This is a genomic window from Bradyrhizobium nivariense, from assembly GCF_029846695.2.
Lineage (GTDB): Bacteria > Pseudomonadota > Alphaproteobacteria > Rhizobiales > Xanthobacteraceae > Bradyrhizobium.
Window position 1 is genome coordinate 1 of record NZ_JARWCR020000040.1, and the last position, 25,690, is coordinate 25,690.

Consider the following 25,690-nt stretch of genomic DNA (forward strand, 5'->3'; position numbering starts at 1 on the left):
CCCCTGCCCTCCCCCGCAAGCGGGAGAGGGAGTGCACCTTCTTCGTGGCTCCCAAAGCGCCCTCAGCCATTGAACGCGGCCTGGGCCTCCGGCAGGTCCCAGATCTTGCCGATCGCAGCCGTCCCCGCCGCCGTGATCGCCGCTTCGTCGGCGCCAAGATAGCGGCCGGCATCGACCAGCATGCGGCCGTCGACGACGACCTGATCGATGTTGGCGCGGTTGGCGAGCGCGATCAGTGCGCGGCGCGGGTCGAACAGCGGTTGAAGATGCGGATGGGTGAGATCGACGACAGTGAGGTCAGCGGTCGCGCCCGGCTCGATGCGGCCGAGGTCAGGCCGCTTGATCACGTCTGCGGCGACCGTCGTGTTGGCCTCGATCAGCTCGGGCGAGTTCGCAACGTCGGCGCGCGCTGAGGTGATCTTGGAGATCAACGAGGCGGCATTGAGCTCACCGAGCAGGTCCATGTTGTAGCCGTCGGTGCCGACCACGGTGCGCACGCCGTGCTCCGCGAACCGGCTGAACGCGGCGGTGACGCCGGCGCGCGCGAACACGCGCGGGCAATTCAGCACGGTCATGCCGCGTGCGGCCATCAGCTTGAGATCGTCGTCGCTGCTGAACATGCAGTGCGCCGCCATCAGATCGGGCGCCAGCAGGCCCAGCCACTCCAGATATTGCGCCGGCGTGCGGCCGCCATAGCGCTTGCCGATGGTCTCGACCTCGGCGCGGCTCTGCGCCATATGGGTCGTGATGGGCACGCCGAGCTCGCGCGCCCGCGCGGCACAGGCCTTCAAGAGGTCAGGCCCGCAGGTGTCGGTGGCATGCGGGCTCATGGCGAGGCCGATGCGACCGTCGCCACGATTGTTCCAGCGCTGATAGAGCGCGTCCCACGTCGCCATGTCGGCGGTGCCATCATCGCCGGCATAGTGGACCACGCCGTCCGGGCCGGCCTTGGCGTCGGAGGTGGAGAAGAGGTAGGGCGCGCCGTAGAAGCGGATGCCCATCTCTTCCGCGGCGTCGAACATCTCCGGAATCGAGTTGCGGAACGGCTCCATTACCGTGGTGGCGCCGCCCTTCAGGAGCTGGAGGATGCCGAGCCGCGCGACCGCCATGCGCTCTTCCGCCGACAGCAGATCAGCGCCGCGCTTGGTCAGCGGCAAAAGCACGGTGTAGACGATGCTCTGGTTGTTGCGACGGCCGTTGCCGTCCTCGGTGTGGCTGCGCGCCACCGCCTCAGAGAAGCAGTGATTGTGGAGGTTGAGGAGGCCCGGCAGGACGAAGCGGCCGGGACGGTCATGCACCTCGTCGGCCTGCGGCTTGTCGCGCGTGACTGCGGCGATCTTCTTGCCTTCGATCAGGACCCAATGGTCGCGCAACACGTCCTGCGCGCCGTCCTTGCGTGACAGCACATAGCTGCCGAAGATTGCGATCGTGCTCATGCGGGGCGTACGTTCCAGAAGACGGCGGTGCCGTCGAGAATGCCGGTGATAGCTTTGCGATAGGCGGTCGGCTGCTTGTACAGGCCGATCGGAATATAGGGGATTTCCTGGAAAGCCACCGCCTGGATCTCACGGCAGATGCGCTGCTGCTCGGCGAGCTCGGAGGCCGCCAGCCACTGGCTGCGCAGGCCGCCCATCTTCTCGCTCGCATACCAGCCGGCGACCTTGCCCTCGCCGCGGATGTTGGTGTTGCCGGCCGGATTGAGCCAGTCGATGCCCTGCCAGTTGCCGACCGCCGCGCTCCAGCCGCCCTGCCCGATCGGGTCCTTCTTGAGCTGACGCTGCAACACCACGGCGAAATCGAGCCCGGCATATTCGACGTTCATGCCCGCCTTGCGCAGGCTGTCGACGGCGATCTCGCCGAGCGGCTTCTGCGCCAGCGAGTTGGTGGGGACGAGTACCACGATCTTCTCGCCATTGTAGCCGGCGGCTTTCAATTCAGCCTTCACCTTGGCGTAGTCGCGCGGGCCGCGGAACACGTCGAGACCGACCTCGCTCGCCATCGGCGTATCAGGCGCGAAATAGCCAATCGGCGAGATCTGGAAGTTCGGATCGATGCCGGCCACCGCGGTCATGAAGGCGGATTGATCAATCGCCCCCAAGAGCGCGCGGCGAACGGCAGGGTTGTCGAATGGCGGCTGAAGATGATTGAGGCGCAGCATGCAGGCATAACCCCGGCGATCGAGGATGCGCGTCTCGATGTCGCCGGCAGCCTTGATGATCGGCAACAGATCGTGCGGCGTGGTCTCCTGCCAGTCCTGTTCGCCGGTCTGCAGCGCTGCGACGCCGGTGCCGGCATCGGGCGTGGTGGTCCAGACCACCCGGTCGTAGTGGACGATCTTTGGACCCGCGGTCCAATCCGGCTTGCCGTCGGTGCGCGGCTGATAGCGCTCGAACTTGGCATAAGCGTTGCGCGCGCCCTGCACGCGCTCGTCGGCGAGATAGCGGAACGGGCCGCTGCCGATCACTTCGGTCAGCGGCTTGAACGGATCCTGGCTCGCCAGCCGCTCCGGCATCATGAAGCAGGCGTTGATCGCGGCCTTGCCAAGCGCCTGCGGCAATAGCGGAAACGGACGCTTGAGGCGGAAGCGGATGGTGCGGTCGTCGACGGTCGACAGCTCGTCGGTCGCCTCCATCAGCTCGCCGCCAAAGCCGTCACGCGTCGCCCAGCGGCGGATGCTCGCGACGCAGTCCCGCGCAAGCACGCGCTCGCCATCGTGCCAGAACAGGCCGTCGCGCAACGTTAGATCCCACTGGAGGCCGTCACCGGAAATGAGGTGGCCCGACAGCATCTGCGGCGAAACCTGGAGCGAAGAACTCATGCCATAGAGCGTGTCGTAGACCATGAAGCCATGGTTTCGCGAAACCTGTGCCGTGGAATAGATGGGATCGACGAAGGCGAGGTCGATCACAGGAATGAAGCGTAGCGTGGTCTGGGATTCGGCGCGTACGATGCCCGGAAATGACAGCGCCGGAGCGGCGGCAGCGGCTTTCAACAGGGAGCGGCGGGAGATGGGCATTACAGGAAGCTCCTGACGAGACCGAAATGCATCATTCGTCTCTTCACATGTTCAACAAGACGGCACCGATCGCAGCGGCCACCGCCTGCTGCGCCGGCTCGACCACGGGAACGCCGATGGCCTCCGCAATCGACGCGCGATGCGACGCCATGCCGGCGCAGCCCATCACCACGACATCGGCGCGGCATTGCGTGACCAGCGCGCGGCCGGCGTCGATCAACCGTCCCCGGATGTCAGCGCCGGCCGTCTCCGCCGCGCTCGCGCCGACCGACCAGCTTCCGGCATAGCGGCCGTCGATACCCATCAGCCGTACCATGCGCTGCTGGCGGCGGATGCTCGATGGCGACAGCGCGATGACGCCAAAACGCTCGCCGAGCATCAGCGCGCGAAAGATTCCGCATTCGGCGATGCCCATGACGGGACGACCGCCGGCCGCTTCGCGCACCGCATGCAGGCCGGGATCGCTGAAGCAGGCCAGCACGAAGGCATCGGCGGCGTCGCGCGCGACGCGGTTGACCAGCGGCATGACGACGCTGTCGGCATCGCGTTGCGAGCTGATACCCCGCGGTCCCTCGGCAAGGCCGACCACTTCAATCTCCGGCCCGCCAGCGATGCGCAGCGGTGCAACCGCCTCGTCGATGGCCGCCGTCACCGAGGCGGAGGAGTTGGGGTTGATGACGAGGATGCGGGTCATGGCGTGGCTCAACTTTTGCCGGCCTCGTGGCGCAGGAAGTTGGCCGCAATCTTCTCACCGGTCGTGATCCAGACGTCCGGGCAGGACTTTGCGTAGGTCAGGAACTCGCGCAGCAGACGCAGCCGCATCGGTCGGCCGCTGCATTGCGGATGCAGCACGGTGGTTACCATCGCGCCCCAGTCCCTGGTCTCGTCAAGCTCGTCCTTCCAGATGGACAGCACGTGCTCCTTGGGGAAAATCGAGCGAGGGCTGAAGCGCGCGGACAGGCCGTGCATCCAATCGTCATAGCTCGCGGTCACCGGCAGCTCGATCGTGCCCGGTTTGCCGTCGGCGAGACGGTGGCGATAGGGCCGCACGTCGTCGCGGAACGAGGAGGTGTAGACGATGCCGTGGCGCACCAGCGCCACCCGCAGCTCCTCGGTGAACTCGCCATAGGGCGCGCGATAGCCGGTCGGCTTGACGCCAAGCCGGCGCTTGAGCGCCTCAAAACCGCGCTCCAACTCCTCCTCGATCCAGGGATCGCCGGGGTCGGGCAGCAGATGGTAATAGCCGTGGTGGCCGATCTCATGACCGGCCTTGAGAATGGACTCGGCCATCGCCGGATGCGCGTCGACCGACCATCCCGTGACGAAGAAGGTCGCTTTGAGATTGAGCTGGTCGAGCAGCTCCAGAAGCTTCGGCGTGCCGACGCGCGCCTCATAGCCGCCATAGCTCATGGTGATCAGCCGCTGCGCGTGCACGGCGTCCTTGCTGGTCCACGCGCTCTCCGCGTCCACGTCGAACGACAGGAACATCGCCGAATTGTACGGCTTCGGCCAAGGGTATTCCGGCGCGGGATCCGCAGTGTTGGCCGGAACCAGCGGAATGCTCTTGAGTGCCTTACTGTCCAGCATTGATGGTCGCCTTCTCTATTCCGTTGTCACTCAGTTTCCATTTGGCGAGTAGGGTCTTGTAGGTGCCGTCGGCGATCAGCGCGTCGACCGCCTCCAGAATGGCCTGCTGAAGTGCCTTTTCGTTGACCGGCAGGGCGATGCCGGTGAACTGCTGCGAGATGGGCGTGCCGACCGGTGCATACGCGCCGGGTTCGATATCCATGATGTAAGGTAGCGTCTCGTTACCCTGCACGGCGGCATCGATACGGCCTTGCTTGAGCTGGGTGCGGGCATCGGCCGAGCCATCGGTGCCGACGAAGACGATCGGAGTGCTACCGCAGTTCTTCTCGCTCCAGGCCGCGATCTCGGCCGGAAACTTGGTGCGGCGGCTGGCGCCGACCTTCTTGCCGCAGAGCGAGGCCAGGTCCTTGAATTCAGCCGCGCGCGACTGCTGCACGAAGAAGTTCGGACCGCTGCGCAAATAATCGACGAAGGACGCGATCTCGTGCCGGCTGGCGTAGTCCGTGAAGCCGGACAGAATCGCGTCCACCCGCCCGGTCGAGATCGACGGCATGAACTCGGCAAAGCTGGTCTCCTGCCATTCGATCTTGACGCCGAGCTTGCGGCCGATGGCCTCGCCGAGATCGATGTCGAAGCCGGACAACGCGTTGGTGGCGGGATCGCGGAACTCCATCGGCGGATAGTTCGGCACCAGCGCGACCTTGATGCTGCCGCGCTTGGCGATCTCCGCGGGCAGCTCGATCGCCCAAGCCTTAACACTTAGAGCTGAAACACTCATGGCACCGAAAAGCGCCGCCGTAACCAAAAGTCTCTTCATCAATACGCCCCCATTTCAGATCACTGCCGAAAGAAATGCCCTGGTGCGCTCCTCGCGCGGCGCGCCCAAGACGTCGGATGCGCGCCCTTGCTCGACGATCGCACCCTGATCCATATAGACGACGCGGTCGGCGACCTCGCGGGCGAAGCCAAGCTCGTGCGTCACCACCATCATGGTCATGCCGCTCCGCGCCAGCTCCTTCATGACCGCCAAGACCTCGCCGACGAGCTCGGGATCGAGCGCGCTGGTCGGCTCGTCGAACAGCATCAGCATCGGTTTCATCGCCAGCGCGCGGGCAATGGCGACGCGCTGCTGCTGGCCGCCGGAGAGCTGGGCGGGATACCAGTCCGCTTTGGCCGACAATCCGACGCGCCGCAGCAGCTCGATCGCCTCAGCGCGTACCTCGCCGGATTTTCGGCCCTGAACCTGGAGCGGACCTTCGGTGATGTTTTCGAGCGCGGTCTTGTGCGGAAACAAATTGAAGCGCTGGAACACCATCCCGGTCTTCAGCCGCTGCCGCCCGATCTCGCGCTCGCTGAGCCGATGCAGCCGCCCGCCCTGCTCGCGCACGCCCAATAGTTCGCCGTCGAGCCAGATGCCGCCACTGTCGATCATGGCGAGCTGGTTGATGCAGCGGAGCAGCGTGGTTTTGCCGGAGCCGGAGGCGCCGATCAGGCACATCACCTCGCCGGGCCAGACGTCGAGCGTGACGCTCTTGAGAGCCTGGAACTCGCCAAAATTCTTGGCGACGGAGCGGATGGCAACGAGGGGTTTTGTCATCGCGCAAACTGCAATGTGCCACGCGCGAAACGGCGTTCGAGCAGCATCTGGAGCGGCGTCAGGACCGAGACGACGAGCAGGTACCAGAGCCCTGCGACGATCAGGAGCTCGATCACGCGGGAATTAGCGTAGTAGATGTTTTCGGCGTTGTGCAGCAGTTCCGGGTACTGGATGACGCTGGCGAGCGAGGTCGCCTTCACCATGCCGATGAACTCGTTGCCAAGCGGCGGGATCACCACCCGCATCGCCTGCGGCAGGACGATCCGGCGCAGCGCACGCAAGCGTCCCATGCCGATCGCCTGCGCCGCCTCATATTGCCCGATATCGACCGAGAGCATGCCGGCGCGCATCACTTCCGACGTATAGGCGCCCTGGTTGATGCCGAGCCCGAGCAGCGCGGCGAGGAACGGCGTCATGACGTCGACAGCGCGCGCGCTCCACAGGCCGGGAATGCCGATGGTCGGAAACACCAGCGCAAGATTGAACCACAGCAGCAGTTGCAGGATCAGCGGCGTGCCGCGGAACAGCCAGGTATAGCCGGCGGCGACCGTCTTCAGCACCGGGTTCGGCGACAGCCGCATGATCGCGACGAAGACGCCCAGCAAAATGCCGAGCGCCATCGCCAGCACCGCCATCACCATGGTGTTGACGATGCCTTCGAGAATGACCTTTGCGGTCAGGAAGCGGCTGACATAGGACCATTCGATCTGGCCAGCCGCAAACGCGCGCGCGATCGCTGCCAGCACGAGGACGATCAGCGCTGCGCTGAGCCAGCGAAACCAGTGCGGCTCGCGCGCGATCCGCATCCCCGACAGATCGGGAAAACCCTCCGCGAGTGCCGGTGCCGGCTTCATTGCGGCGCCGCGTTCAGCATGGGCTGGGCGACCGCGTTGGCGCCGAGGCCCCATTTGTCGAGGACAGCCTTGTAGGAGCCGTCGGCGATCATGGCGGTCAGCTTCTCGGTCACGACCTCACGAAGCGCAGTGTCGTCCTTGCGGAACATGATGCCCTGATATCCTTTGGCAAAGGGCTCGCCGATCACGCGGTATTTGCCGGGCTCCTGCGTTTGCGCGTAAGGCAAGGTTTCGCTGCCCTGCACGGCGGCGTCGATGCGGCCCTGCTTGAGCTGGTTGCGAACGTCGATCGAGTTCTCGCCCGGCACGTACTGGATCGCCGCCTTGCCGGCCGGCTCGCAATTCTGCTTGCTCCACTTCTCGATCTCGACCGGGAAGCTGGTGCTGCGGGTGGTGCCGACCTTCTTGCCGCAGAGATCGGTCGCAGCCTTGGCTTCGCTCTCCGCCGTTACGAAGAACTGCGGACCGGTCCCGAGATAATCGACGAAATCCGCGGTCTCGCGCCGCGAGGCGCGATCGGAGATGCCGGAGATGATGAAATCGGCGCGCCTGGTCTGGAGCGACGGGATCAATTCGGCGAACGGCGTCTCGCTCCAGACGATCTTGAGGCCGCCGAGCCGCTTGGCGAGCTCGTTCGCGAGATCGATATCGAGCCCGACGAGCTCGTTGGTCGCGGGATCGCGATATTCCATCGGCGCGTAGGTCGAGTTGACGGTGAGCTTCAACGTGCCCGCCTGCTTGATCTCCGCCGGAAGCTCGGCCGCCTGCGCGGACGTCACGGCCGTCAACGCTGCGATGCCGAGGAAATACGAGAGGCGCGTCATATCGGTTCCTTTACCAACCTTGTTGGAACGTCCTGTCAGTCCGCGTCGAGAACCGCGGGCTCGATCACGCCGGCGCGTTCGGTGATCACCCTGTATTGCTCAGGCCGCCGGTGGGCGGCGAAGTTGAACATCTTGTCCTTGCCCTGGCGGCAGAGGTCGAGATCGATGTCAGCGACGATCACCTCGTCAGTCAGCGTTGCGGCCTGCGCGACGATGCGGCCATTGGGATCGACGATGCAGGAGCCGCCGATCAGCCCGGAGCCGTCTTCTTCGCCGGCCTTCGCGACCGAGATCGCCCAGGTCGCATTCATGTAGGCGTTGGCCTGCGTCACCAGCGTGGAGTGGAAGGTGCGCAAGGAGCCATCTTCCGTGCTGCCGCCATTGGGATCATAGGCCGCCGAATTGTAGCCGATGCAGACGAGCTCGACACCCTGCAGGCCAAGCACGCGCCAGGATTCCGGCCAGCGGCGATCGTTGCAGATCATCATGCCCATGATCGCGTGGGCCCAAGCCGAGCCGGCGCGGAAGGCGGGAAAGCCGAGGTCGCCATATTCGAAATAACGTTTCTCGAGCTGCTGGTAGCGCGCTCCTTGTCGCGGCTCGACCGAGCCCGGCAGGTGCACCTTGCGATAGCGGCCGAGCAGCTCGCCGTCGCGGTCAACCAGGATGGCGCAATTGTAGCGGCGTCCATCCGGCGTCAACTCGGCATAGCCGACATAGAAGCCGACGCGCAACGCGCGCGCACGGTCGAACAAGGCTGCGACGTGCGGGTTCGGCATGCCGCGCTCGAAATAATGGTCGAGCGCCTCGCCTTCGAGCAGCCAGCGCGGAAAGAAGGTGGTGAAGGCAAGCTCCGGAAACACCACGAGGCTGACGCCGCGGCCGGCCGCCTCCTCCAGCAACGCAAGCATCCGCGACAGCGTATGCTCGCGTGTATCGGCTTTTTGCGTCGGCCCCATCTGTGCGGCGGCGGCGCGAAGGACACGAACCAAGATTGCCTCCAATCTGTGCGCAGTGCTGCCTCAATGGGCTAATGAACCCTTTGATGCGACGTGCAAATCCGCTGCCATTACGCGGAAGCGTGGCTGCAAAATCAATTCGTTCTGCTATGATGTTTTGACCCAGAGTATAATCGGCAGTGATATGAACCTGCGCCAGCTCGAGATCCTCCGCGCCGTCATCCGCCACCGCACCACGGTTGCGGCGGCCGACGAACTGGCGCTGTCGCAGCCTGCAGTCAGCAATGCGCTGAAGACGATGGAGGCGCAGGCGGGTTTTGCGCTGTTCGAACGCGTCAACAACCGGCTGTTTCCAACCGCGGAAGCGATGGCGCTCTACAAGGAGAGCGAGGCGATCTTCGCGCTGCACGCCAAGCTCGAGAACCGCGTGCGCGATCTGCGCGAGAACCGCTCCGGGCATCTCGCGCTGGTCGCGACGCCACCGCTTGCCTACAGCATCATCCCCTCGGCGCTGTCAGGCTTCCTGCGCCGCCGCCCGGAGACGCGGGTGTTCTTCGACGTGCGGCGCTATGAGGGCATCATCGAAGGCGTGCTCAACCGCGTCGCCGAGCTCGGCTTCGCGCTCGGGCTGACACATCATCCCGGCATCGCCCACGAGGTGGTTCACACCGGCGAGATGGTGTGCGTGCTGCCGCCGCAGCACCCGCTCGCCGACAGGCCGGTGATCTCGGCCGCGGACCTGTCCGGCCTGCCCTTCATCGGGCTCGAGCGCGGCACGCGGCTCGGAGAGGCCGTGCGCGACAGTTTTGCCCGCGCCGGCGCGCCGTTCCAGCCGACCGTCGAGGTGCGCTACTGCAACACGGCCTGCGTGCTCGCCGCCGCCGGCGTGGGCGCCGCGGTGGTCGATCCCTTCTCGCCGCGGCAGAACGGCGGGACCGGCCTCGTCGTGCGGCCGTTCGCGCCGACGACGCACGCCGTCGCCTATATGCTATGGTCGGAAGCCGAGCCGCTGTCGCGCCTGGCCAAGGCGTTTCTCAACGAAGTCCGGAAGGAGAGTGCGCTGCTGGAGCGCACAGCGCCACACCAGCAACATGGGGCAGGAAGCGAGTGAGCTTAACCTTTACCAGAGGGCACATGGCACGCATCACCATCATCGAGACCGGGCAGGTCCCACAAAAATATCGCGAGCGCCACGGTTCGTTCCCGGACATGTTCGAGCGCATGGTCTGCGCCGAGGACCCGGCGGCTACGGTCGATATCGTCAGCATCCCGAACGGCGATGCGCTTCCCGATCCGCGCAACCTGGAGGCGGTGCTGATCACCGGCGCGGCCGCCGGCGTCTATGACGGGCTCGACTGGATCGCGCCGCTGGAAGATTTCGTGCGCACGGCCTACGCCAACAGGACACCGATGGTCGGCATCTGCTTCGGTCATCAGTTGATTGCGCAGGCACTCGGCGGCACCGTGCGCAAGTCGGAGAAGGGCTGGGGCATCGGCCGGCACGTCTATCAGGTGCTGCCGGACAACGGCGTCGTTGACGGCGAAGCGGTCGCCATCGCCTGCTCGCATCAGGATCAGGTGGTCGAAGCGCCGAACGATGCGCTGACGATCCTCTCGTCCGACTTCACGCCGCATGCCGGCCTGCTCTACGCCAACGGCGCGACGCTCACCGTGCAGCCGCATCCGGAGTTCGACGTGGAGTTTGCGCAAGTGTGCTGCGAGCTGCGGGACGGCAAGGCGCCGGACGCGGTCGTTGCAACGGCGAGAGAGTCGCTGGCGGAGCCGATGGACAACGCGAAGCTCGGTGGCGCGATCACGCGGTTTCTGGCGCGAAAATCCTTCCCCTCATCCTGAGGAGCGCGCTCCCGCGCGCGTCTCGAAGGATCGAGGCCCGGATGCAACAGCAGGGCCTCCATGGCTCGAGACGCCGCTTCGCGGCTTCTCACCATGAGGGGTGAGAATTACTTCCTCGACTCAGAACGGATCGCTTCCCAGTCCCGCGACGTCCGCCGGCCGCGGCCCGGGCGCTGCCCAGTGAAACCACCGATCCTTCTCTGCGATCGCGATGTCGTTGATCGAGGCCTCGCGCCGCCTCATCAGCCCGTGCTCGTCGAACTCCCACTGCTCGTTGCCGTAGGAGCGGTACCACTGGCCGCCGGCATCGTGCCATTCGTACTGGAAGCGCACGGCGATACGGTTGCCGTCGAAGGCCCAGAGGTCCTTGATCAGGCGGTAGTCGTGCTCCTTCTCCCATTTGCGGGTGAGGAACGCGACGATGGCCTCGCGGCCTTGAAAAACCTCGGAGCGATTGCGCCAGCGGCTGTCCTCGGTGTAGGCGAGCGAGACGCGCACCGGGTCGCGCGAATTCCAGGCGTCCTCGGCCATGCGGGCCTTCTGCGCGGCGGTCTCACGGGTGAAGGGCGGAAGCGGCGGGCGGGACATGATGGCCTCATCGGTTGGCGGGAGCGCAATCTATCGCCGCATGCGGCGGAGTCGAGAGGCCGTCCGCTATCGCCCGATCACGAAATTAGATCAGCCTTCATCAAGGCGCGGATCGATTTCGGGATCGGCTGCGCACGGCCGCCGCTGATGAAGGCGACGCGCACCTCGGCCTTCACCAGCACGTCCTCAGCCCGCCGCACCTCCTGTCCCAGCATGATGGAGGCGCCCTTCACCGCGATCGGCCAGGTCACGACGTCGAGCACGTCGTCCATCCGCGCGGGCTTCAGAAAGTCGAGATGCATCGAGCGCACCACGAAGGCGAAGCTTGCGTCTTCCGTCGCGGCCTGCTCGAACAATGCCTGCTGCTCGGCACCCATCAGCCGCAGATGATTGGTCCGGCCGCGCTCCATGAAGCGCAGATAATTGGCGTGATAGACGATGCCGGAGAACACTGGTTTGACGATGTCGCAACAGAAGCCTAACGGGTTGCTTTCAATGGGTCGCTGGACGGCTAAGGCGTGAATGGCGAGCACGTTTAACTATGGTCTTCCATAGCAAGCCGCAGCGCCTTCGGGATGCGCTGTGCTTTTCCGCCTGAGATAAAGGCCACGCGTACACGCGCCGTGACTAAGAGATCGTCTGCGCGCCTGCATTCCTGCAGCAATGTAATGGACGCGCCTCTCACCTCTTGCGGTAGCGTGACGACGTCAAGCACGTCGTCCAAGACCGCCGGCTTTAGAAAATCGATTGTCATCGAACGGACAACAAAGGTAAAGCCCGGCGCATCGTTCCGCGCTTCTTGGAGCAGCGCGTGCTGATTGGTTCCGAGCAGGCGCAAGTAATTCGTTCTGCCGCGTTCCATGAAGCGCAAAAAATTGGCATGATAAACAATTTGGCCGGAGTCTGTATCTTCAAAATAGACGCGGACCTGCATCTGATGGCGTCCGTCGCGAATTTCGCCGTCAAGAGAGGCTGTCACATTGCGATTCCAATTATTGCGGTTCCGAGAACCAATTGTCTTGCACAGAGGCACTTTTCTGAGCAAGCGCCAAAACTCTTGGGCTTGGCTCCTGCAGTCGGAAGCTCCAGCGTCCTGCCGTGTGAATGCGGCATGCACTGCCGGGGATCAATAGCGGCCAGCCAGACAAAAGTGTCGCGAAGCGTTGGTGCCCAGGGAGGGGAGTCATCCGCAACCACCGACACGACGAACCCCTGTTTGTCCTTAGTATGGTGGCGTGAATGCTCGGCACCGTGGCCTGCCAGAACCCGCCGCTTGTTCGACCCCCTGGCTAGATTCAAATTCCGGACTCGCAGCACCAGATCCTTGCGATTGATTGAATAAGCCACTCGCCATTGGTAACATAGAAACCGCTAACCTCCGCCGGCAGTCCTGAATAATCCGCGCGCACTGCTATCCCCCACGTAGTCAGGGAGGCGGATCTGCCCGGGCGTAGTCCCCCGCGTCCCGAACGCAATGGATATCTTCTAAGTTGTTGATTTTTCTCGCCGTGGCAGGTGCTCTCATCCCGTTTTGTTCACGGTCGTTTCACCCAATTCGTTGCGATTTCGTTGCGGCGTTCTCAGTAGAACGGTAGCGGCGGCCCTTTGCCCAATGGGCTATGCTCCAACAGACCTGGTTGGTCATGCATCGCTTGCCGCGCCCCAGAGGTGGAGGCGCGACCACCGATACCCGGTCACCAAAGCCGGCGAATACGCGCCTCTGGAAGCCGACCTGGTGCAGCGCGCCACCGCCGCCGTGACTGCACCAGTTTCGTACCAGAAACGCCCCAACCGAAGCGCAACGAACGCGATGGTATTGGGACGAAAAGGCAGTAACATCAACGAAGCTGATCGATAGTCTGCCGCTCATAACGGCCTCGTTGCAGGTTCGAGTCCTAAACCCACCGTCCGAGCTACGGCCGAAAATGGAGCTTCGCCTGCCGACATACGCCTGTCCCGCCAATGGCAATCCTGCGTATCGAAAAGCCCATCGTGCGGCGCTGTAGATCGCCGTCTGCCTTATTTCCTGTCTCTGTTCGGCAGCAAGGACTTCAGCCCGGCGGTGACTCACAAGACTGAACCGTTTGAGATGGTCCGCCGTTCGCAGATTTCGGGCATTGCAGCGATACCGTCACTTCAACATTGCCGGCCGGGGCGAGACCGGCTATTGCCGCGGCTGCTCCTCTTCGCCATGCTGCCGAAGCAAGTCGAGCAGGCGCTTGCGCATGATCATGCCGGGCCGATCGGACGGCATATGCATCTCGATCTTGCGGCCCATATCGACAACGGCGTCGGGATCGGTCGATTCCAGCATGTCGCGATCTTCGGCGATGATCACGGCATCCCAGGCGATCAGCTCCTGGGTTGAACAGTCGGCCTCGGCGTCGTTGCGGAACAGCAGCTGAACGACCTGGATCTGTCCATCGGAAATCGGCGTCGCGCAGTTGAAGATGATGTGACGGATGCCCGACGGATATTCCATATCGAGGCGCCGACAAAATGGCATGAACCATTTGTTGCGCTGGTGGCGCCTGGTCATCGGCTCTTTCGTCCCGGTGATCCTGTAGGCATTGGGCGGATTGCGAACCGTGATGATGGTCTCGGCATCAAACCCGGTCTCGTTCTCGGTGATCTCGTACTTCTCAGGCTTCGGCTGGTTGATGTCGCCGAAAGTGCCCTTGTGAACGAAGGCAAAGTGGGCATTGTCGAAGGAGTTTTCCATCAGCCGCAGCGCCGCCGTGCTCCACTTGTCGTAGAATTGGTTGATGCGGCGATAGCCGGGCATGTCGTCCTCGGGGATCGAGGGGATGTCGCTCAAGGGGTCATCGAGTGCCACCCAGACATAGCCGTAACGGGGCTTGGCGCGGAATGAGCGCGCCTTCGCATCCGGCACCGGTTGCTCGAATGGAAATTGCGGGATCATCACCAGCTTGCCGTCGCGATCGTATTCCCAGCCGTGATAGCCGCAGACGATGTTACCGTTGTTGCACCATCCCTTCGATAGCTTCGCGGTGCGGTGGCAGCACCGATCCTCGAGCGCGGCGGGCTCGCCCTTGCCATCGAGGAAGAGGACAAGCGGCTCGCCGAGCAGGGTGAAGGGCTTCGGCCCGTCCTTGAGATGATCGACCGGCATCAGCGCATACCAGAAACGGCGCAACACGGGCTGCTTCGTGCTCAACATGACTTTGCTCCCGGATTCTAGGCAGCCAGACGCGTGATGACGCGCGCGGCATCGGTCTTGAGTCTTTGCAGATCGAGCCCCGGAATGGCTCCGTCCTCGACGACGATCCGGCCGCCGATCAAGAGATAGCGGATCCTGGCCGAGCCGCCGCACGTCACCGGCGCGATCAGGGGGTCGTGCATGCCGAAATGTCGGGGCTCGTCGAGATTGAAGATGGCGATGTCCGCCTGCTGCCCGGGCACGAGCGTACCGACATGGGGCATGCCGAGCACACGGGCGCCGCCGGCGGTTGCCCAGTGGACGACATCCTCGGCGGTCACGGCCCCGACGCCCTTCACCGCGCGATGGGTGTGCCAGGCGCTATGCATTTCGCAGAGCATGTCGGCCGCTTCATTGGAGGCCGCCCCATCGACCCCCAGCGAAACGGCTCCGCCGAGGCGCGCCATCGTATCCGCCGGCGCAACGCCGGAGCCCAGGCGGCAGTTCGACTGTGGACAATGCGCCATGCCGGTGCCAGTGGTCGCAAGTACCCGGACCTCCTCCTCGTCCAGATGCACCAGATGCGCAAACCAGACGTCGTCGCCGAGCCAGTCATGATCGGCGAGCCAATGCACCGGTCGCTTGCCGTGGACCGACAGGCAGAAATCGACGTAGTCAGCAGTTTCGGACAAATGGCTGTGCAGCCGCACCCCCATGCGCCGCGCCGCGGCGATCACCTCACGCAACTCGCCTGGATCGAGCGACCAGGTCGGCGTGGTCGGCGCCAGCGCAACCCGCGACAAGCTGTTTGGTGAAGGATCGTGGAAGCGTTGCGCGCACGCCTCCACCGACTGCAACATGCGATCGAGCGTCTCGACCGGCATCGCTGCAAACCTGTCGGTATCGACGTGGCGCGCCGTGGTGCCGCCGCCTCGGCAAAACACCAGGCGAAGACCGAGGCTTCGCGCAACGTCGAAGATGACTTGGGCCGGATCGAACCGGAAGGTGTCGCTGAAGAGATAGTGATGGTCGGCAACCGTCGTCGTTCCCGACAGCAGCAACTCCGCGAGCCCGATACGGGCCGCGACCGCCAGCGCCTCCTCGTCGAATTTCGACCAGAACCGATAAGGCACCGCGCGCAGCCAGCCGGCCAGCGGCAGGTCGATCCCGGAGCGCACGCCCTTCAGGACGCTCTGGAACAGATGATGATGCGTCGAGACAAGACCGGGATAGACCACCCCGCCCCGCGCATCCAACCGTTCCTCGCCCGGTTCCGGCGCGAGCGCACCGATTGCGATGATCACACCGTCACGGATGCGGATTTGGCCCGAGGTGCGCATCGCGGCGCCCGGCAGCCCGGTAAAGATGCCTGCGGCATTGTCGATCAGCATCGCCGTCATGTCTCGGTCCTGGTCTCGCTGTCGTGCCAATTCGACAGAACCAGTTGCGACAGCGCGACCATGGCCGCAAACAACAAGACTCCGGTCAACGTGATCAGGAACAGCGCGGCAAACATCCGGGGAATATCGAGGGAGAATCCCGCATCGAGGATTTCGTAGGCCAGCCCCGACGAGCGACCGCCGGTGCCCGCGACGAACTCGGCGACCACCGCGCCGATCAGCGCGAGACCGCTCGAGATCCGCAAGCCACCGAAGAAATAGGGCAGCGCGCCTGGAATGCGCAGCTTGACCAGCGTCTTGAAGCGGCTCGCCCGATTCATCCGAAAGAAGCTCGCAAGTCCGGGGTCGACGCTGCGCAGTCCCAATGTCGTGTTTGAGATGATCGGAAACAGCGCCACCAGCGTGGCGCAAATGGTCAGCGACACTTGGGTATTCTTGACCAGGATGATGATGAGCGGTGCGATCGCGACCACGGGTGTCACCTGCAGCAGCACCGCATAGGGAAACAGGCTGACCTCGATGGCCCGGCTCTGCACGAACATGAAGGCGATCAGCGTGCCGAGGATGACGGCGGCCACGAACGCCTGCAAGGTCACGCGCAGGGTCACGAGCAGCGCGCGGAGCAGAGAGGGGCCATGTTGCAGGAAGCTTGTAAAGATGTCGCTCGGCTTGGGAAACAGATAGACGGGCACGGCGGCCAGCCGAAAACCGATCTCCCAAACGGCGAACAGCACGAACCCGACCGCAAGGGGGGCTGCGATGCGCACGAAGACTTCGGATTCAAAGAGCGGCTTCACTGATCGCCTCCCCCGACCGATTGCAGGGATGCCTCGGCAAGCCAGGTCGACAATTCGCGACAATAGGCTGCAAATTGCGCACTGTCGCGGAATCCCTGATCGCGTGGCTGCGGATGATCGATGGTCATGATCCGAAAGATTCGACCGGGGTTGGCGGCCATGACGATGATCCGGGTCGAGAGGAACACGGCCTCGTAGATCGAATGCGTCACAAACGCCGTGGTCAGCTTGCGCTCCCACGACAGGTTGACGAGATCGTCGTCGAGCCTGTTGCGCGTGAACTCGTCGAGCGCGCCGAACGGCTCGTCCATCAAAAGGAGATTGGGATTCGTGACCAGGGCACGCGCGATGGAGACACGCATCTTCATTCCGCCGGACAACTGCCTTGGGAAATGCCGGTTGAATGCCGAGAGACCGACGCGCGCGATGGCATCGGCGACTTTTGGATCCGCAGTCGCCCGCGGCATGTTGACGAACTCGAGCGGCAAGCGGACATTGGCCTCCACCCGGGCCCAGGGCATCAGGGTCGGCTCCTGGAACACGAACGCGAGGCGCCTGCCCTCCTGTCCCACCTGGCCGAAATCGCCGCGCCACCACAGCAGGCGACCATCCGAAGGCTCGATGAGATTGGCGATCAGCTTGAGCAACGTGCTCTTGCCGCAACCGGACGGACCGATCAGGGTCAGGAATTCGCCCTCGGCAATGGCAAGATCGATCGGCGCCAAACCGCGCGCGCCGTTGGCAAAGACCTTCTCAGCCGACAGGACCTCGACGGCGGGCGGCCGGCCATCAGCTGTCGTCATCTGCCTTGCCCCCTCGTCGAACGGCTCAACGGGCAACAGCACCGTCATGTCGGACTCCTTTATTTCAGCCCGATCTTCAGGTTCTTGACGAACCGGTCGTCGAACGATTTCTGCCAGTCCGCCTTCGGATCGAGCAGGCCGCCGGCAACCAGGAAATCGTAGATCTGCCTGTAGCGATCGGCCGTGATGATGCCGACGCCGAGCGTTGCCGCGTCGCCGCGGTCGATCGCCTTCATCTCCCGCATTCGCTCGAGCGCAAACGCAAGCTGTCCGTCCGTCATCTTGGCGTTGCTTTCCTTGATCAACGCATTTCCGGGCGCCGGATTCTTCATGTAGTCGTACCAGCCTTCCACCGAGGCCTTGACGAAGCGCTCCACCACGCCGGGTTTTTCGGCGATCATTTTCTCGGTGGTGACGATCGTGGATCCGTAGGGTGGGTAGCCGCCGTCCGCGAGCAGGAAGAACTTGACCTTCTCGTGCTGCTGTTCGGCCTGGTACGGCTCGGAGGACGGGTAGGCCTGCTGAGCGACGGTCTTGTCGGCGAAGAACGGCTGCAGGTTGAAAGTATAGGGGCGGATCTGGTCATCGGTATAGCCGTATTTGGTCCGCAGCCAGGGCCAGAACGTCGTTCGCGCCGATCCGGCAATCAGGATCGGCCGGCCCTTGAGCGCTGCGAGATCAGTCACGTCGTCGTGGGCCATGATACCCTGCAAGTCGAACTGGAACGAGGAAGCGACCGTCACAAGCGGCAGGTTCTGCTCGCGGCCCTTGAGAACCTGGATATCGTAACCCATCATGAAATCGGCATCGCCAGCCAGCAGGAGTTGTGAGCCGTTCACCTGCGGGCCGCCCATCTTGATCGAGACGTCGAGGCCGGCCTTCTCGTACAGGCCGGTGGCCTTGGCCTGGTAGAAGCCGCCATGCTCGGCCTGCGCGAACCAGTTCGTCTGGAACGTGACCTTATCGGCAGCCCGCGCCGGCGCGAGGGAGGCCAATACCGCGCTCGCCAACAGACCGGCAGCGATCGTTCGGGACAGACTTTTCACGGCCATGCTGGGTGCCCTTCCGCATCGCACCGGCGCCGGCCGGCGAACACTCTGCTGGGAGACTTTCCGAGCTTCAGGATGCATAAGCAGACTGTCACCTCAAAGCATTTTAATTCGAGCAATCCGTTGCCTTTCGAGCAACGCCGCTTTTGTGTGCAGGCGGGGTGGTCCTACGCTGGCCGAACAAGTTTCGTGAATGCATCCGCCTTGCAGTCCGCAGCCCATTAGGCCCGCCGAACATGCACTTGGCGGGGAAGGACCGAATGTCTGCGTGCCGTGTCGCCTTCGCAGAAATGCTGGTTTCGTGGGCAATCCACCACAGCAATGAGGCACAAGGCGACCGCAGCGATGATGCGCTCCGAATGCCGGTGACCAGTGGTCACCGGCTGGGGGCCGTCAGAACTTCATGGTCACGCCGGCATAGACCGTCTCTTCCGTGCAACTGTTGTTGCTGGCGCCCCTGAACAAACAGCTTGCACTACGATTGTGATCGAGTCCGAACTTGTTCTGCCAATAGCGGTAGGCAACCCAAAGATCGACGAAGTGCGCGTATCGCGGTCCCCACAGCGCCTTGCTGGCATCGAACGTCAGTCGAATGGGTTCCGAGTTCAATGTCACGACGGTCGGCGTACTGACGACTGGATTTCTCTCGTAGCCTTTCGGGCCCTGCCAGGCGGCGCGGCCGCTGATCGACCAGAACTGCATGTTCTCCGGCAGGAAGCCGAGATCCATGTAGTAGTTGGCCTCCACGGACCATGTCACGTCGAAGCTTCGTTCGCCGTCGGCAAGACAGGTTGCACCAGGCGCGGGATACGCGACGCCGGCGCCGAACAGACCGCACTGAGCGAACGCGTTGCGGCTCGAATATTCCCAATAGGCGAGCGGCGCCACATTGAAGTATCCCTTGTACGGCAGGTCGAAGGCAAACTGGAGACCAGCGACAACCGCGCGCTTGGAATTTCCTAGAAAGCTGTTTTCCGTGTTCGCATCCATGCCGACCTGGAATGAAATGTTGTGAAGCGGCCCGATCGCAAACGCCTTGGTGTTGAAGATGTCGTTCCAGCCGAACGTCGACCGAAACAGACCGTAGATTTCCGTCATTCCGGCGCAACTGGCCGGCAGGCCGGAGACGCTGCTCACGATCGCCCCGGACGCGTTCGTCACACAGGGGTTGGCCGGATCGTTGTGATCCGACTTGAACATCGAAAGCGAGAGGAAATTGGTGCCGTACGTCCAGACGTCGAAATGCGTGAATGCGTACACCTGCTTCGCGGTCGTCCCGTTGATGACGCCGTTCGGCTGAACGCTGAAGAGACCAGGGTCTGTCGCCTTCGGCATCCACGCGTATGTCAGGCGATCGTCGATCACGAGGAAGAACGGAAGATCAGGCGTCTTCCGGGCGGACTTAATCGCGAGATCGTCCGCGCGGGCAACACTGTTTGATGCCACAGCAATCAGCACGAAAATCGCGGCAGTGAAGAATCGTTGAAAATCGAACATTGAGTGTTCCCCTGGTTTGAAAAGCGGGCGCTCGCAACCATTCGCAACGACGGCTTCGTCGTCACGGCTACAGTTCGAGCTCTTTACAAGGAGCCGTTCCCCGACGGCTGCATCCTCGCCCTGACTCAAGATGCACAGGCGACGCAGAGGCTAGAAGCATTTTGATTCGCGCAATGCGTTGCCTTTCGGATGACGCGCGATCGTCCTGCGATACGAGTCGCCGATGCGCGACAATGTCGGCGCGGCGGAAGTGTCGAGCATCCCGTTGATCTTTTCGTTGGTGACACCGGAAGAAGCAGAAGCGTTCGCGCGTAACGCGGCGCCGCTTCGCAAGGCGCGGCTAGAAGCGGACCATGTCCCGCCGCAGCTTCGCCAGAAAACGACTGCGCTTGTTCGCGGTCGCGACGTTCATGTGATAGAGTGCGTAATAGCGCACACGCGCCTTACCGCCGGTGAACCACGGCAAATACCGCTTGATGATCTTGCGCGGCGGATCGGCCATGCCGATCGCCTGCCAGCGCGGCCGGCCGTAGGTCGCGATGCCCGCGATGCGTTGGATGTGCTGCAGCATCGGCCTCGCATAGCCGGCATCGGACAGGTCGAGCGCGATGCCCGGGCCGAACATGCGGTCGAACCAGCCCTTGAGCATCGCCGGGGGCCCGAATGACCAGGTCGGAAACTGCACGATCAGCGCGTCCGCCGCCGTGAGACGCGCGGCATGGGCCTCGTTGTTGCGCCGGTTTCGCACGGGATCATGGTAGTCGCGGCGGCGCTCCGCGCTCAGGACGGGATCGAATCCCTCGGCATAGAGATCGAGCAGATCGACCGTGTGCCCGGCCTCGGCGAGCCCCGCAAGTGCTTCGCTCCGAATCGCGGCGTGAAAGCTGTCGGCGAGCGGGTGGCAATACACGTAGAGCACGTGCATCGCTCATCGCCTCGCACTGACGAAGCTCCGCATCTTACCGGGATTGAGCAGACCGTGCGGGTCGACCTCATGTTTGAAGCCGAGTTGATCCGCATCAGCGCGCTTGTAGCGGCTGCCATCCTCGATGGTGAAGACGTGCGGATTGGCGATGAAGACGCCGCGCTCCTCGTGCAGACGAATGATCTCGTTCAGGCGATCTGCTTCCGTGTAGCGGATCACCGGCAGGCCGCTGCACGTGACCCGGCCGCCGAAGCGAATGAACTCGATGTGCTGGAGGACTTCATCTGGAAACAGATCCCGCATCTCGGCGACCTTTTCCAGCACACGATCATGTGGGTAGAGACATTGCAGGTAGGTCACGGAGCGATCGCTCTTCAGGACCTGGAGCGTGGTGTGATTCCAGCAATATTCGTAAAGTGGCACCCGGCTCGGACTCTCATCGGTCGGCATCTCCAGCGTGATCGTGCCGCGGCCACCGAGAAGCGATCTGAAGCTCTCCAGTGACGGTTCGGCAATCATCGCCATCAGCACGCTTTTGCCCTCGGGGCAGTGCGGCTTCAGCGCTCCGAAATAGGAAGGCAACGGCCAGGTGATCGGCGCGAGAACCTTCTTTACGATCCCGTCGGCCAGGGTCGCCTCGTAGCCGAACGCCGCAGCCTCCATGAAATCATCGAAGGCGATCACGACGTCGATCCACTTCCAGGCAGGAGCGAGCGGCATTTCCAGCGCGGTGATGATGCCGGTGGTGCCATATGCCCGATTGATCTTCTGCGCCGCGTCGCCGCGCAATTCGATCACACGCGGCTCCTCTTCGAGGGTCACGATTCGCGCCGCGAGGATGTTGCCCGGCTCACGCAAGCCGCCATAGGTCACGGACCCAATCCCGCCCGATCCGCCCGCGACAAAGCCGCCGATCGTCGCCATGCGTTTGGTCGAGGGATGCAGCCGCAGCTCCCATCCCTCGGGCTGCGCGGCGGCGTCGATCGCATTCATCTTGGCGCCTGCCCCGACCCGGACCACACCAGGCTTGATCCACGCGATGCTGTCGAGCCCGGAGATGTCGAGAAGGACGCCGCCTTCGAGCGGCACGGCCTGCCCGTAATTGCCGGTGCCGCCTCCACGCACGGTGAGCGGCACCCGGTGGTGGGCGCAGACGGATGCGATCCGAACGACGTCGTCCTCGTTACGCGGCAGCACGATCAGGTCGGCTGACTTGCCGTCGAGCTGCTCATTCAGGATGGGGCTGTACCAGAAGAAGTCGCGCGAGCGCCGGCGCACGACCTTCTGCTCGGTGACGACAGGAATGTCACCGAGATCGGCGACAAGTCGGTCCAGCGCATCGACTGCGAGATCTGTCACGATCGGTCTTCCCTCGGAGCAAAGTGTGCGAGTTCGACCGAGATCGCCTCGGAGCTGGCGACGAAGCCGAAGCACTGGTTAACATTGTAGACGGTCGCGGCCATGCAGTAGTCGGGCGAGGTCGTGGCGGCGCAGTCCTCCAGGAGTATGCAGTCATAGCCGCGGAAATTCGCATCCTGCAGCGTGCAGAGCACGCATTGATCGGCGTTCACGCCTGCGAACATCAACGTGGTCACTCCGAGATTGCGCAGGATGCTGTCGAGCTCGGTGTCCTGAAAACCCGACATCCGATACTTCGCGACGTGGATGTCGGTCGGCTCGACGGCAAGCTCATCGACAACGGCTGCTGACCAGCTGCCCCGCTCCAGCACCTTCGCGCCCGAGCCCGGCAGCGGGTCACCTAGACCAATGCCGACGCCCGTCGGATTGTACACGTGCAGCAGTGACGGACTGAGATTGAGCCGGTCGGGCCGGTTGCCCCAGTTGAGCCAGATGATCGGCACCGACGAGTTGCGCAGGATCGGGAGCAGCCGGCGCAAGGGTTCAATCGGGCGACGCGCCGGTGTGACGTCAATACCGATATGTGCCAGCCATCCCTTGGGATGGCAAAAGTCGTTCTGCATGTCGACGATGATGATGGCGGTACGCGCGAGGTCAAGCGTAACCAGTTTGCCATGGGCCTGCACCGTCATGGGCCGCGGCAGCACCACTTTCCGCACCAGATTTGCGTGTCTCTCGGAAACCATCCAGCTGTTCAATCCGCTTGATCCGAGCGGCAACAAGCCCTCGTCCTGCACGGCCGGATCAGCTGCTGGCGCGCCCATCGGTCAAGACCCTTGCAGAACGCCGATGTCTTCGGCGTCGAGCTCCACCGGCTCGCCGCTGCGGATCAACTCGGAGAAGCCCTCGCTGGGGGTCATCACGGTGAGCGTGTAGAGCTTGCCGGCGCCCGTGTTCTCGATGACGTGCTCAGAGCCGGGATGCAGCAGGAGCGAGTCTCCCTTCTTGATCGGCAAGGATTTGCCGTCGCAACGCGCGATACCGACGCCGTGCAGCACGTGAAAGAACTCGTGTGCGGCGGCATGCTCGTTGGGGGGCGTTGCTCCGCCGGGCTTGAAGATCTCGATGACGAAGATGTTTCCGATCCGGTCCGTCACCTGATCGAACAGGACTACGAAATAGTTGGTGTCCTTCGGCGAGATGCGGAAGGCTTTCGCACGCGTGAGTTCGGCAACGCTGAACGACATATGGTGAAATCCCCTGGATGGTGCGCGTGTCGTCATCATGCATGTCGCATGCCCCAACATCACCTCAAAGCGCTTAGATTCGACAGACCCGTTGCCTTTTCGGCAACGAGCCGCCATCTTGCGAACCTCATTGGGGGCAACGATGCTTCACAGCCGGCTGCTGAACTATATCGACGAGGTTGCCCGCACGGGCTCGATCCGCAAGGCCGCGGACCGCCTGAATGTCGCCGCATCCGCGATCAGCCGCCAGATTTTGGCTCTAGAAACCCAGCTGGGAACGCCGATCTTCCAGCGTCTCCCCAAGAAGCTGATCCTCACGGCCGCGGGCGAAGTTCTTATCGGACATGTCCGCCAGACGCTGAAGGAGTTGACGCGCACTCAAGTGAAGATCGAGGAGTTGAAGGGTCTGCGCCGGGGCGAGATCACAGTGGCGATGATGAGCGGCCTCGCCTCGAACCTTGTTCCCAGCACCGTGAAGGAATTTCGAGTTGCCAATCCGCGGGTCAAGCTCAACCTGACGCTGTACAATACGGGAGCGGAGATCCAGCTCGCCGTTGCCAATGGTGAAGCGGACCTCGGCATCGGATTCGACTTCGGAAAGGACAGCAATCTGAAGGTTCTGGCACGCGGCGTCGGTCGGCTCGGCGCGGTCATGGCACCCAATCATCCGCTGGCGAAACGCACCAGCATCCGACTCAGCGATTGCACCGATTACCCGCTGGTCATCGCCGACAGCACCAGCGCGATCCGGCCCTATCTGGATGCGGCTTTCGGCCGCGTCGCGATCGACCTGCACCCGGCTATCGAGACGAACTCGATCGAGATCATGCGGCACGCCGTCATATTGAACGACGGCATTACTTTCCTGACGCCGTTTGACGTCGAGTCCGAGCGGCGCGCCGGCCGGCTGGCCCACGTGACCATTCGGGAGCTCTCCCAAGATGCGCAGGCCTTGATGCTGATCGGCCATATTCGCGGGACCAGCGCCATCGCAAGCGTATTGGCAGAGATGCTGAAGGCGATGATCCGGGACGTTGCCGGCTAAGGCATGGCCAAAACGGACGCTTGATCATCGCTATCCGCAGCGGCTGCGTTGCCAAAAGGGCAACAGAACAGACGAAATTAAGCACTTTTCACGTCGCTGCCGATATCCGACATTGATCAGCGCCACGCCGACCCCACGGACTCGGCGCGCGAGAGCACGATCATGCACGCTGGCGGCCAAAACGGAAAGTGACCGAGATGAAGCTGAAATCGCACTGGTGGTGGGACCTCTCTGCCGAGGACTTCCGTCACCTCGACATGGAAAAGATCGTCGCTGTTCTTCCGGTCGGCGCCGTCGAGCAACATGGACCGCATCTGCCCGTCCGCGTCGACACCGCCATCGTCGACGGCATCATGCAGCACGCAGTTGCGCGGATGGCCGACGACTTTCCGGCGCTGATCCTACCAACCATGTCCATCGGGAAATCGAACGAGCATTCCGCGTTTCCCGGCACGTTGACGCTGTCAGCGGAAACTCTCGGACGCCTCTGGTACGAGGTCTGCGAAAGCGTTCACAGAGCCGGGGTCCGCAAGGTCGTCTTCGTCAACTCACATGGTGGGCAGCCGCAGGTGATGGAGATCGTCTGCCGCGAGCTCCGTGTCAAGTTGGGAATGCTCGCCGTCTCCTCGCAATGGTCGCGCTTCACGGACATGTCCGACCTTTTCACTCCGACCGAACGCAAACATGGAATCCATGCGGGTGAAATCGAGACCAGCGCGATGCTTTATCTCCATCCCGATCTTGTCGACATGACCCTTGCCGAGGATTTCCGGTCCCTGTCCCAAACCATGGAGACGGAATGCGAAATCCTGATGCCGGAGAGCCAAGCGGTCGGATTCGGCTGGCAGATGCAGGACATCAATCCCAAGGGCGCCTGCGGCAATGCAGCCCTCGCCGACGACAAGCGCGGCCGGCAGGCAATCGATCGCGCGGCCAGTCGTCTGATCAAGCTGATCGCCGAGATCGACAAGTATCCGCTCACACGCATCAAGGCGTCCGCGGACGCTGCGTCGTAGACACCAGCAGCTCCGCGGCAGCAAGTCCTTCACATCCATAACTTCACTTCGACGGAAGTCTAAGCAGATGTCAGCACAGTCTTCCCGGCTATCCGTCCTTTCACCCCAGGTCG

26 protein-coding genes are annotated in these 25,690 nt (G+C 63.2%); 4 read left to right on the top strand and 22 right to left on the bottom strand.

The features are described 5' to 3' along the window. Positions 1-62 precede the first annotated feature (62 nt). Genes QCM77_RS27680 through QCM77_RS27720 form a run of 9 tightly spaced genes read right to left on the bottom strand, consistent with a single transcriptional unit; the run spans position 63 to position 8,870 of the window. A complete protein-coding gene (locus QCM77_RS27680) occupies positions 63-1,436 on the bottom strand; it encodes an amidohydrolase family protein (RefSeq protein ID WP_279685686.1) in 1,374 nt (457 codons plus the stop codon). Then, positions 1,433-3,016, bottom strand: a complete 1,584-nt coding sequence (locus QCM77_RS27685) for an ABC transporter substrate-binding protein (protein WP_279685688.1) — start codon at positions 3,014-3,016, stop codon at positions 1,433-1,435. Before QCM77_RS27685 ends, QCM77_RS27680 begins: the two co-directional genes overlap by 4 nt. 43 nt (positions 3,017-3,059) lie before the next feature. After that, entirely contained in the window at positions 3,060-3,710 is a 651-nt protein-coding gene (locus QCM77_RS27690; protein ID WP_279685690.1) for an aspartate/glutamate racemase family protein, read from the bottom strand. An 8-nt stretch (positions 3,711-3,718) separates the two neighbouring features. Then, positions 3,719-4,603 (bottom strand): polysaccharide deacetylase family protein, encoded by an 885-nt coding sequence (locus tag QCM77_RS27695; protein ID WP_279685692.1) that lies wholly within the window; start codon positions 4,601-4,603, stop codon positions 3,719-3,721. Beyond that, positions 4,590-5,420, bottom strand: a complete 831-nt coding sequence (locus QCM77_RS27700; RefSeq protein WP_279685693.1) for an ABC transporter substrate-binding protein — start codon at positions 5,418-5,420, stop codon at positions 4,590-4,592. The genes QCM77_RS27695 and QCM77_RS27700 overlap by 14 nt, the downstream gene beginning before the upstream one ends. Before the next feature lie 15 nt (positions 5,421-5,435). Further along, positions 5,436-6,200, bottom strand: a complete 765-nt coding sequence (locus QCM77_RS27705; protein ID WP_279685694.1) for an amino acid ABC transporter ATP-binding protein — start codon at positions 6,198-6,200, stop codon at positions 5,436-5,438. Continuing rightward, positions 6,197-7,054, bottom strand: a complete 858-nt coding sequence (locus QCM77_RS27710) for an amino acid ABC transporter permease (RefSeq protein WP_279685696.1) — start codon at positions 7,052-7,054, stop codon at positions 6,197-6,199. The genes QCM77_RS27705 and QCM77_RS27710 overlap by 4 nt, the downstream gene beginning before the upstream one ends. Then, positions 7,051-7,878: an ABC transporter substrate-binding protein gene (locus QCM77_RS27715; RefSeq protein WP_279666630.1), complete on the bottom strand. Its 828-nt coding sequence runs from the start codon at positions 7,876-7,878 to the stop codon at positions 7,051-7,053. Before QCM77_RS27715 ends, QCM77_RS27710 begins: the two co-directional genes overlap by 4 nt. A 35-nt stretch (positions 7,879-7,913) precedes the next feature. Beyond that, complete coding sequence (locus QCM77_RS27720) at positions 7,914-8,870, bottom strand: N-carbamoyl-D-amino-acid hydrolase (RefSeq protein WP_279666631.1); 957 nt, start codon at positions 8,868-8,870, stop codon at positions 7,914-7,916. A gap of 151 nt (positions 8,871-9,021) precedes the next feature. On the opposite strand from QCM77_RS27720, the gene QCM77_RS27725 reads away from it, so the two are divergent. Then, positions 9,022-9,948 carry a LysR family transcriptional regulator gene (locus tag QCM77_RS27725; RefSeq protein WP_279666632.1) on the top strand — a complete coding sequence of 309 codons (927 nt, stop codon included), beginning with the start codon at positions 9,022-9,024 and terminating at the stop codon, positions 9,946-9,948. Between the two features lie 23 nt (positions 9,949-9,971). Further along, a complete protein-coding gene (locus QCM77_RS27730) occupies positions 9,972-10,691 on the top strand; it encodes a type 1 glutamine amidotransferase (RefSeq protein ID WP_279666634.1) in 720 nt (239 codons plus the stop codon). Between the two features lie 120 nt (positions 10,692-10,811). Here the strand turns inward: QCM77_RS27730 and QCM77_RS27735 are convergent, their stop codons facing one another. The 13 genes from QCM77_RS27735 to QCM77_RS27795 form a co-directional block, all read right to left on the bottom strand. After that, on the bottom strand, positions 10,812-11,279 hold the full coding sequence (locus QCM77_RS27735; RefSeq protein WP_279685697.1) for a nuclear transport factor 2 family protein: 468 nt from the start codon (positions 11,277-11,279) through the stop codon (positions 10,812-10,814). A gap of 77 nt (positions 11,280-11,356) precedes the next feature. Further along, on the bottom strand, positions 11,357-11,731 hold the full coding sequence (locus QCM77_RS27740; RefSeq protein ID WP_347882396.1) for a YbgC/FadM family acyl-CoA thioesterase: 375 nt from the start codon (positions 11,729-11,731) through the stop codon (positions 11,357-11,359). A gap of 83 nt (positions 11,732-11,814) precedes the next feature. After that, positions 11,815-12,258, bottom strand: a complete 444-nt coding sequence (gene ybgC, locus QCM77_RS27745) for a tol-pal system-associated acyl-CoA thioesterase (RefSeq protein WP_279685698.1) — start codon at positions 12,256-12,258, stop codon at positions 11,815-11,817. A 1,185-nt stretch (positions 12,259-13,443) separates the two neighbouring features. Next, entirely contained in the window at positions 13,444-14,460 is a 1,017-nt protein-coding gene (locus QCM77_RS27750; RefSeq protein ID WP_279685699.1) for an aromatic ring-hydroxylating dioxygenase subunit alpha, read from the bottom strand. Positions 14,461-14,477: 17 nt separating this feature from the next. After that, positions 14,478-15,839, bottom strand: a complete 1,362-nt coding sequence (locus QCM77_RS27755; protein ID WP_279685700.1) for an amidohydrolase family protein — start codon at positions 15,837-15,839, stop codon at positions 14,478-14,480. Further along, positions 15,836-16,636, bottom strand: a complete 801-nt coding sequence (locus QCM77_RS27760; protein ID WP_279685701.1) for an ABC transporter permease — start codon at positions 16,634-16,636, stop codon at positions 15,836-15,838. Before QCM77_RS27760 ends, QCM77_RS27755 begins: the two co-directional genes overlap by 4 nt. After that, on the bottom strand, positions 16,633-17,439 hold the full coding sequence (locus QCM77_RS27765) for an ABC transporter ATP-binding protein (RefSeq protein WP_462804354.1): 807 nt from the start codon (positions 17,437-17,439) through the stop codon (positions 16,633-16,635). Before QCM77_RS27765 ends, QCM77_RS27760 begins: the two co-directional genes overlap by 4 nt. Before the next feature lie 59 nt (positions 17,440-17,498). Next, positions 17,499-18,491, bottom strand: coding sequence for an ABC transporter substrate-binding protein (locus QCM77_RS27770; RefSeq protein WP_279685703.1), 993 nt, complete (start codon positions 18,489-18,491; stop codon positions 17,499-17,501). A 390-nt stretch (positions 18,492-18,881) separates the two neighbouring features. Then, on the bottom strand, positions 18,882-19,985 hold the full coding sequence (locus QCM77_RS27775) for a hypothetical protein (protein WP_279685705.1): 1,104 nt from the start codon (positions 19,983-19,985) through the stop codon (positions 18,882-18,884). 340 nt (positions 19,986-20,325) lie between these two features. Then, complete coding sequence (locus QCM77_RS27780) at positions 20,326-20,910, bottom strand: NAD(P)H-dependent oxidoreductase (protein ID WP_279685706.1); 585 nt, start codon at positions 20,908-20,910, stop codon at positions 20,326-20,328. A 3-nt stretch (positions 20,911-20,913) separates the two neighbouring features. After that, entirely contained in the window at positions 20,914-22,269 is a 1,356-nt protein-coding gene (locus QCM77_RS27785; protein ID WP_279685707.1) for an FAD-binding oxidoreductase, read from the bottom strand. Continuing rightward, positions 22,266-23,015 (bottom strand): cysteine hydrolase family protein, encoded by a 750-nt coding sequence (locus QCM77_RS27790; protein WP_279685708.1) that lies wholly within the window; start codon positions 23,013-23,015, stop codon positions 22,266-22,268. The genes QCM77_RS27785 and QCM77_RS27790 overlap by 4 nt, the downstream gene beginning before the upstream one ends. An 81-nt stretch (positions 23,016-23,096) precedes the next feature. Beyond that, positions 23,097-23,516 (bottom strand): cupin domain-containing protein, encoded by a 420-nt coding sequence (locus QCM77_RS27795; RefSeq protein WP_279685710.1) that lies wholly within the window; start codon positions 23,514-23,516, stop codon positions 23,097-23,099. A gap of 142 nt (positions 23,517-23,658) precedes the next feature. Between QCM77_RS27795 and QCM77_RS27800 the strand changes: the two genes are divergently transcribed. Further along, positions 23,659-24,561 carry a LysR family transcriptional regulator gene (locus tag QCM77_RS27800; RefSeq protein WP_279685711.1) on the top strand — a complete coding sequence of 301 codons (903 nt, stop codon included), beginning with the start codon at positions 23,659-23,661 and terminating at the stop codon, positions 24,559-24,561. 197 nt (positions 24,562-24,758) lie between these two features. After that, positions 24,759-25,577 carry a creatininase family protein gene (locus QCM77_RS27805; RefSeq protein ID WP_279685712.1) on the top strand — a complete coding sequence of 273 codons (819 nt, stop codon included), beginning with the start codon at positions 24,759-24,761 and terminating at the stop codon, positions 25,575-25,577. Positions 25,578-25,690: the final 113 nt, after the last annotated feature.